Origin of the sequence: Streptomyces huiliensis (genome assembly GCF_020037025.1) — a bacterium.
GTDB classification, from domain to species: domain Bacteria; phylum Actinomycetota; class Actinomycetes; order Streptomycetales; family Streptomycetaceae; genus Streptomyces; species Streptomyces huiliensis.
This window is the reverse complement of the sequence record NZ_JAIQLH010000300.1, coordinates 1-7,410: the sequence shown is the minus strand read 5'-3', so window position 1 is coordinate 7,410 and position 7,410 is coordinate 1. Positions and strand designations below refer to the sequence as shown.

Genomic DNA, 7,410 nt, shown 5'->3' with positions numbered 1-7,410 from the left:
AGAAGGACCGCGAGCGCGTCTTCGAACGCTTCTACCGGGTCGACCCCGCCCGCTCCCGCGCCACCGGCGGCACCGGCCTCGGCCTGTCGATCGTCAAGCACGTGGCCGCGTCGCACGGCGGCGAGGTCACCGTCTGGAGCGCCGAGGGCCAGGGTTCCACCTTCACCCTCCGCCTCCCCGAGGCGGGCGTCGACCGCGACCGGCTCCGCCTGCGCCGCGTCGACGCCGACGACCCGCAGGACGCGGCCGACGCGACGGGCCACGTCCCCACCGGCCTCCCGGCCCCGGAGGCGCTCCGGTGAGCCGTCCGCACCCCGTCGCCCCTCTGCTCTCCTTCCGCCCGCACCGCCAGAACGAGATCCGACCGGAGGTCGCCCCGTGACCCGAGTGCTCGTCGTCGAGGACGAAGAGTCCTTCAGCGACGCGTTGTCCTACATGCTGCGCAAGGAGGGGTTCGAGGTCGCCATCGCGGCCACCGGCCCCGAGGGCCTGGAGGAGTTCGAGCGCAACGGCGCCGACCTCGTCCTGCTCGACCTGATGCTGCCGGGCCTGCCCGGCACCGAGGTATGCCGGCAGCTGCGCGGACGCTCCAACGTGCCCGTCATCATGGTCACCGCCAAGGACAGCGAGATCGACAAGGTCGTGGGCCTGGAGATAGGGGCCGACGACTACGTCACCAAGCCCTTCTCCTCCCGCGAGCTGGTCGCCCGCATCCGCGCGGTGCTGCGCCGCAGGGGGGAGCCGGAGGAGGTCGCGCCCGCGGCGCTGGAGGCCGGCCCGGTGCGGATGGACGTGGACCGGCACGTCGTCACGGTCGCCGGCGGCAAGGTCGACCTGCCGCTGAAGGAGTTCGACCTGCTGGAGATGCTGCTGCGGAACGCCGGCCGGGTGCTGACCCGGATGCAGCTCATCGACCGGGTGTGGGGCGCGGACTACGTGGGCGACACCAAGACGCTCGACGTCCACGTCAAGCGGCTGCGCGCCAAGATCGAGCCGGACCCGGGGGCGCCGCGCTACCTGGTGACGGTGCGCGGCCTCGGCTACAAGTTCGAGCCGTAGGCCGCGGCCGGCGGATCACGGCCGGCAGATCACCCGGCCAGGGCCCGGAGCCGACGGCTCCCGGGCCCTGCCGCGTTCCTCCGCGAGAGAACCGGGCCCCGCGAGAAGACCGGGCTCAGTGCTCGGCGTCGGGAGCCGCCGGGGTCTGGCGGTTCTTGTCGTTCTTGGCGGTGCCCTTGTCGGCCTTCTGGTCGCCGCTCTCCGGCTTCCCGTCCTTCTTGGACTTGTCCTCGGCCTTGCCGGACGCCGGGGCGGTCGCGCCCGGCTTGCCCTGCTTGCCGCCGCCCGGCTTGCCCGGCTGCGGGGACTGCGGCGCCTGCGACGGCTCCGCCGGACCCCAGTCCTTGAAGTAGCTGGTGGCCGGGACGACGAAGGCGCCGACCCGCACGTCACCGGTGCGGCTGAAGACGAACGACAGCTGCTGCTGCGCGCCGTCCTTCAGGCTCTCTCGGCCGTTCGGCAGGACGGCGGAGGCGTTGCCCTTGCCGCCCAGCGTCACCGAGCCGCCGGCCGGGACCACCACCGGGCCGCTGCCCTTGGCGCCGGTGAGCTGCACCGTGACGTTCTTGCCGGGCAGGTTGACGGCGGTGAGGGACTGCTCCTTGTCGCCGTTGTTGAACACCTGGCCGGTGATCACGGCCGGGCCGGTGGTGGTCTGCCCCGGCTGGGTGACCACGTTGACGTTCTGGAGCTTGATGTCACCGACGGAGGCGGCGGCGTTGTCCGGCTTGACCTGAAGCGTCCCCGCGTCGTTGCCCGCCCCGCAGGCGGAGAGCGAGGCGATCGAGAGCGCGAGGACGGTGGCGGCGAGAGCGCCGCGTCGAAGGCTGCTGCTCACGGCGGCGGCATCTCCTTGGACGAAGTAAGAGGTGTGTCAGCGGGCTTAGGTTACCGAGCCGTCGCACCGCCCCCGCACCCGACCCGCCCCTCAAGGTCCACTCGGCCGTCGAGCGTCCTACGACCGGCTTATCCGAGGAGCTGTCCGGTGGATTATCGGTAAGGAATGCGAGTGCCGAGGGGAACGAGTTCCGGAATTGATCAAGTTCGGCTTGATCAATTCCGGAATGCGCGCGCGGAACGTCCCGCCGCCCCGAACGGAGTACCGGAACTGCCGCGCCCGGACCCCGGCAAAACGGGACGTTCGACCGCTCGCGCGCCCGTCCCGGTACGTGTAACGTGCCCGTTTCGCTTGCCCCGGACAACCGCTCCGACCTGCGAATACCTGCTTCCGGAACCCCCGCGCAGCACGTCCCGGCCGCTGTTGTCAAGCCCCGAGATATGCCCTGACCTGCGGAAACGCCATTCAGAACGGACACTTCCCGTGTTAGACTGGATAGCCACGGAAGGGGTACCTGTCACATGACGTTCAAGGTTGGCGACACCGTGGTCTATCCCCATCACGGGGCCGCGCTGATCGAGGCCATCGAAACTCGCCAGATCAAAGGCGTGGACAAGACCTACTTGGTGCTGAAGGTCGCCCAGGGTGACCTGACGGTTCGGGTGCCGGCGGACAATGCGGAGTTCGTCGGTGTTCGCGATGTGGTCGGCCAGGACGGGCTCGACCGAGTCTTCGAGGTTCTTCGGGCGCCGTACGCCGAAGAGCCGACCAACTGGTCCCGCCGCTACAAGGCGAACCTGGAGAAGCTCGCATCCGGCGATGTGATCAAGGTCGCCGAGGTCGTCCGCGACCTGTGGCGCCGGGAGCGCGAGCGCGGCCTGTCCGCCGGCGAGAAGCGCATGCTCGCCAAGGCCCGCCAGATCCTGGTCAGCGAGCTCGCCCTCGCGGAGAACACGAACGAGGACAAGGCCGAGGCCCTGCTCGACGAGGTCCTCGCGTCCTGACGCACACGCACACCTGACGCTCAGGTGCCGGCTCCCCGCCGCACAACAGAAGTGCGACGCAGTGGTCGCGACGTGGAAGTGCCGCGGTGCCCGACTGACGAACGAAAGCTCGTCCGACGGGCGCTGCGGCATCTCTGCTCCGGCCGGGGCCCGGCGTCTCCGCTTCCGCCACCCGCGATCCGTACTCCCGTGCCGAAGGCCCGGCGCACGGAACACCGGGGCGAGCGGCCGGACCAGTCGTTCACGGAAGGGGCTGGTCACGGTGAGCGCCCGGCATTCCCCCGAGCCCTGCGCGCTCGGGGTTCCCCCAGGCCATACCCACCTCGGCCGAGGAAGCAAACCTGAACGCCAACGCGATGTCTGATCGAGCCACTGTTTCCGACCGGGCGGAGCGGTCCGGTGTCCCCGCGGCCCCCGCGACCCGTACCGCCGCGGTGATCCCCGCGGCCGGACGCGGCGTCCGGCTCGGCCCCGGCGTCCCCAAGGCGCTGCGCGCGCTCGGCGGGACGCCCATGCTGGTCCGTGCCGTGCGCGCCATGACCGCCTCCCGCGCGGTCTCCCTGGTCGTGGTCGTCGCCCCGCCGGACGGCGAGGCCGAGGTGCGCTCCCTGCTGGACGAGTTCCCGCTCGCGGGCGACCGGACCGAGGTCGTGGTCGTCCCCGGCGGAGCCACCCGGCAGGAGTCCGTGGGTCTGGGCCTGAAGGCGCTGCCCGACGACGTCGGGATCGTCCTCGTCCACGACGCGGCCCGCCCGCTCGTCCCCGTCGACACGGTCGACTCCGTCGTCGCCGCCGTCCGCGCCGGCCATCCGGCCGTGGTGCCGGCCCTGCCGTTGGCCGACACGGTCAAGCGGGTCGCCCCGCGGGACGGAGCGGACGCGACCGCTCCGGAGACGGTCACCGGCACCCCCGAGCGCGCCCTGCTGCGTGCCGTCCAGACCCCCCAGGGCTTCGACCGGCGCACGCTGGACGCGGCCCACGCGGAGTTCGGGAAGGCGGTCGGCGAGGGGGCCACCGACGACGCCGGGATGGTCGAACGGCTGGGCGTGCCCGTCGTGGTCGTCCCCGGCCACGAGGAGGCGTTCAAGGTGACCAGGCCGCTGGACCTGGTGCTGGCCGAGGCAGTGATCGCCCGGAGGAGGGCCAATGACGGTTTTTAGCGCGGGGCTCCTGCCTCTGGTGGGCATCGGCACCGACGTGCACGCCTTCGAGGAGGGCCGCGAGCTGTGGTGCGCGGGCCTGCTCTGGGAGGACGCGACGCACGGCCTCGCCGGCCACTCCGACGGCGACGTCGCCGCGCACGCCGCCTGTGACGCGCTGTTCTCGGCCGCCGGTGTCGGCGACCTGGGCGCCCACTTCGGCACCGACCGGCCCGAGTGGTCCGGCGCCTCCGGCGTGACCCTGCTGGCCGAGGCGGCCCGCATCGTCCGTGCCGAGGGCTTCGAGATCGGCAACGTGGCGGTGCAGGTCATCGGCGTCCGGCCGAAGATCGGCAAGCGGCGGGCCGAGGCGCAGCGCGCGCTGTCCGAGGCGGTGGGCGCGCCGGTGTCCGTCTCCGGGACGACCTCCGACGGGCTCGGCCTGACCGGCCGCGCGGAGGGTCTGGCAGCGGTGGCGACGGCGCTGGTGTTCCCGCGCTGAGCGCCTGGGGCGTTACGCCCCTGTGTGACGTCGCGGTGGCATACCGTGATCCGGTACCGACACTCCGTCGTGCGCGCACCCGCCCGGTGCGCGCCCGTCAATCGAGGGAAGGACCCGGAAGGTGTCAGCCGCACTCTCGGACGACCTGAAGCAGTACCTGGACGACAACCCCGCCTTCGTCACCGTCGCCACCGTCCAGCCGGACGGCAGCCCGCAGCTCTCCGTCACCTGGGTCAAGCGGGACGGCGACGACCTGCTGATCTCCACGACCGTCGGGCGCCGGAAGGAGCGGAACCTCCGCCGCGACCCCCGGATCACCGTCCTGGTGAACCCGCCGAACGCGCCCTACACCTACGCCGAGGTCCGCGGTACCGCGGAGCTGACCACCGAGGGCGGTCAGGAGCTCATCGACGAGCTGTCCCGGAAGTACACGGGCAAGGACTACGCGGACTTCAACCCGGACGCGAAGAACGACGCCGAGCGGGTCGTCGTCCGCGTCTCGCCCCGCAAGGTGGTCGGCAGCCTCTGAGCGGCGTGCGCGCCCGCCGTCCCCGGCGGGCGCGTCCGCGGCTGTCCGTCAGCCACCGTCGGCCGTGCCGGCGCCCACGCGGCCGGGCTCGGCCGGCTCGAAGGGCTTGGTGTTGCGGGGCTCCTGGAGGATCGCCAGGCCGCTCTGCGGATCGGGCTTGCGCAGCGCGGGGACGGTGGAGTTGTGGCGCATGTCCTCCATGCCCTTCTGCATCGCGCGCCGCAGGCGTTTGCCGAACGGGCGTTCGATGTACCGGTTGATCGCCCAGGCGGCGCCCAGCATCACCGCGATCAGCCCGGCGACCAGCGGGTACGGCGGGATGTGGGAGCGCAGGCCGTGGATGACGGTCATGCCGATGTACTGGTGGATGAGGTACAGCGGATAGGTGAGCGCGCCGGCGGTGGTGAGCCAGCGCCACTGGATCCGGTTGAAGTACCCGAGCGCGATCAGCGCCATGATCACGAAGGCCGCGACCACTATCAGCTTGGCGGGCCAGGTGGGGATGGTGTTGTTGGTGTTGTCGGCGACGCGCTTGGGTACCCCGTGCAGCGCGATCATCAGCGACATGGTGACGATGGCCCACAGCAGCGCCGTGGGCTTGAAGCGGTGCATCAGGTAGAAGGCGATGCCGGCCACGAAGTAGGGCGTGTAGAGCGGCGTCGCCCACATCTCCAGCAGCTTGCTGTCGGACTTGGGGGAGATGACCGCCGCGACGGTCCAGACGCCGCAGAACAGGACGCACTTGCGGTACGTGACGCCGGTGGCCACCACGATCGCGAAGAGGACGTAGAACTTGAGCTCGATGAACAGCGTCCAGTAGACGCCGTCCACGTCCCACACCCCGAAGGCCTCCTGGAGCATCGTGAGGTTGGTGAGGACGACGTCCCAGTTCTCCACGGTGCGCACCTGCGGCCACAGGGTGATCACCCCGGCGGTGAGGAAGACCGCGAACCAGTAGGCGGGGTAGATCCGGGAGATCCGGGAGACCACGAAGTCGCCGAGCGACCGCCCCCAGGTGCTCATGCAGATGACGAAGCCGCTGATCAGGAAGAAGACCTCGACGCCGACGAAGCCGTAGCGGGTGACCGTCCGGAGGACCGGGAAGACCTTGTCCGGGTGCTGGTCCCAGCCGCCGCGGAGGGCGGTGTAGTGGAAGACCACGACCATGAGGGCCGCCACCAGGCGGAGCCCGTCCAGTACGGCGAGCCGGGGTGCCGGGCGCCGGACGGCTCGGGGGCCGCCGTCGAGTCCACCTCGCCTGGCGAAGCGCATGTCGTCCTCTTCCGTGGGCTAGTCGGATCGTCATACAGAGCGGGGGTGTCCGGGAATGCTGACACAGAGGACGTGCGCATGGCTGCGACCGTGGTCTCCTGTCCCTGTTTTTCTCCACCGTCTCCCCTGGATGGTGGTATTCATCCACGCGGTTCCCCGACGGTTCGGTGACGGCCGGGTGACCGGACGGTGCCGGTGGTCTCCGGCGGTCCGGCTCCCGCCCGCGCGACGGCGCGCCGGAGCGCGCCCCCGAGCCGGCGGGCCAGTGGGCGCTCGATGCCCCGGTGCACCAGCCAGGCGGCCGTCAGCGCCCCCGCCAGCAGGAGGGGGAGCAGCACGTGGCGCGGAAGATGTCCGTCCGCGTGCCGGATGACCACCCACCCGACGCGCTCGTGGAGCAGGTAGAGGGGGTAGGTCAGCGCCCCCGCGGTGGACAGCCAACGCCAGTCGAGCCGCCGTGTCCACCCCAGTGCGACCGCCATCACGGAGAGGTAGAACACGGCGACCAGGGCGAGGGTGGGCCAGTGCGGCACCCGGTGGCCCATGTACGCCTCCGCCCGCCGCTCCGCGACCAGCAGGTCGTGCTGGGCGATCAGGAAGGTGCCGCCGACGATCAGCCAGAGCAGGGGGGCCGGGCGGAAGCGGTGCATCAGGTAGAAGGCGATGCCCGCGATGAAGTACCAGCAGTCGTAGGGCAGCAGGACGCGCTCGAGCAGCGGGTCGTCGGTGGCCCGGGCGACGACCGCTCCGATGCCCCAGAGCCCGCAGAAGGCCACCACGCGCCGGTAGTCGAGCCCCCGGTGGACGACGAGGGCGAACAGCAGGTAGAAGCGGACCTCGATCCACAGGGTCCAGTACACGCCGTCGACCGGTTCCACTCCCAGGGGTTCCTGGAGCATCGTGAGGTTGACGGCGACGTCGCGGAGGGCGGTGGGGGAGTTGACCACGGGCCACAGCCGGACGACGACGGTGACCAGCAGCACCGCGAACCAGTAGGCGGGGAAGAGGCGGGTGAGCCGGGAGACGGCGAACTGTCCGACGCCCTTGCCCCAGCCGCTCATGCAGAT

General features: G+C 71.2%; 9 protein-coding genes. 6 read left to right on the top strand and 3 right to left on the bottom strand.

Annotated features, from left to right (window positions below):
- Both JNW98_RS31715 and phoP read left to right on the top strand, forming a co-directional pair.
- Positions 1-302: sensor histidine kinase (locus tag JNW98_RS31715; protein ID WP_223771758.1), on the top strand; the 302-nt coding region annotated here is incomplete at its 5' end.
- 85 nt (positions 303-387) lie between these two features.
- On the top strand, positions 388-1,059 hold the full coding sequence (gene phoP, locus JNW98_RS31710) for a two-component system response regulator PhoP (RefSeq protein WP_469776664.1): 672 nt from the start codon (positions 388-390) through the stop codon (positions 1,057-1,059).
- A 115-nt stretch (positions 1,060-1,174) separates the two neighbouring features.
- On the opposite strand, the gene JNW98_RS31705 is transcribed toward phoP, so the two are convergent.
- A complete protein-coding gene (locus JNW98_RS31705) occupies positions 1,175-1,897 on the bottom strand; it encodes a copper chaperone PCu(A)C domain-containing protein (protein WP_223771757.1) in 723 nt (240 codons plus the stop codon).
- Between the two features lie 521 nt (positions 1,898-2,418).
- On the opposite strand from JNW98_RS31705, the gene JNW98_RS31700 reads away from it, so the two are divergent.
- From JNW98_RS31700 to JNW98_RS31685, 4 genes are all read left to right on the top strand, one after another.
- Entirely contained in the window at positions 2,419-2,901 is a 483-nt protein-coding gene (locus tag JNW98_RS31700) for a CarD family transcriptional regulator (protein ID WP_003953493.1), read from the top strand.
- Between the two features lie 356 nt (positions 2,902-3,257).
- The gene (gene ispD / locus JNW98_RS31695) at positions 3,258-4,061 is read left to right on the top strand and encodes a 2-C-methyl-D-erythritol 4-phosphate cytidylyltransferase (protein WP_223771756.1); all 804 of its coding nucleotides are present in this window, start codon (positions 3,258-3,260) and stop codon (positions 4,059-4,061) included.
- Positions 4,048-4,542: a 2-C-methyl-D-erythritol 2,4-cyclodiphosphate synthase gene (ispF, locus tag JNW98_RS31690; protein WP_223771755.1), complete on the top strand. Its 495-nt coding sequence runs from the start codon at positions 4,048-4,050 to the stop codon at positions 4,540-4,542. The genes ispD and ispF overlap by 14 nt, the downstream gene beginning before the upstream one ends.
- 121 nt (positions 4,543-4,663) lie before the next feature.
- Positions 4,664-5,071 carry a PPOX class F420-dependent oxidoreductase gene (locus JNW98_RS31685; protein ID WP_223771754.1) on the top strand — a complete coding sequence of 136 codons (408 nt, stop codon included), beginning with the start codon at positions 4,664-4,666 and terminating at the stop codon, positions 5,069-5,071.
- A 48-nt stretch (positions 5,072-5,119) separates the two neighbouring features.
- On the opposite strand, the gene JNW98_RS31680 is transcribed toward JNW98_RS31685, so the two are convergent.
- Positions 5,120-6,343, bottom strand: a complete 1,224-nt coding sequence (locus tag JNW98_RS31680; protein WP_223771753.1) for an acyltransferase family protein — start codon at positions 6,341-6,343, stop codon at positions 5,120-5,122.
- A gap of 140 nt (positions 6,344-6,483) precedes the next feature.
- Positions 6,484-7,410, bottom strand: a 927-nt coding sequence (locus JNW98_RS31675) for an acyltransferase family protein (protein ID WP_223771752.1), incomplete at its 5' end; no start/stop codon positions are given.

What these genes read in the sequence shown, in the direction of transcription:
- JNW98_RS31700 (WP_003953493.1), top strand. Translation starts at nt 2,419, where the DNA reads ATGACGTTCAAGGTTGGCGACACCGTGGTCTATCCCCATCACGGGGCC.
- ispD (WP_223771756.1), top strand. Translation starts at nt 3,258, where the DNA reads ATGTCTGATCGAGCCACTGTTTCCGACCGGGCGGAGCGGTCCGGTGTC.
- ispF (WP_223771755.1), top strand. Translation starts at nt 4,048, where the DNA reads ATGACGGTTTTTAGCGCGGGGCTCCTGCCTCTGGTGGGCATCGGCACC.
- JNW98_RS31680 (WP_223771753.1), bottom strand. Translation starts at nt 6,343, where the DNA reads ATGCGCTTCGCCAGGCGAGGTGGACTCGACGGCGGCCCCCGAGCCGTC.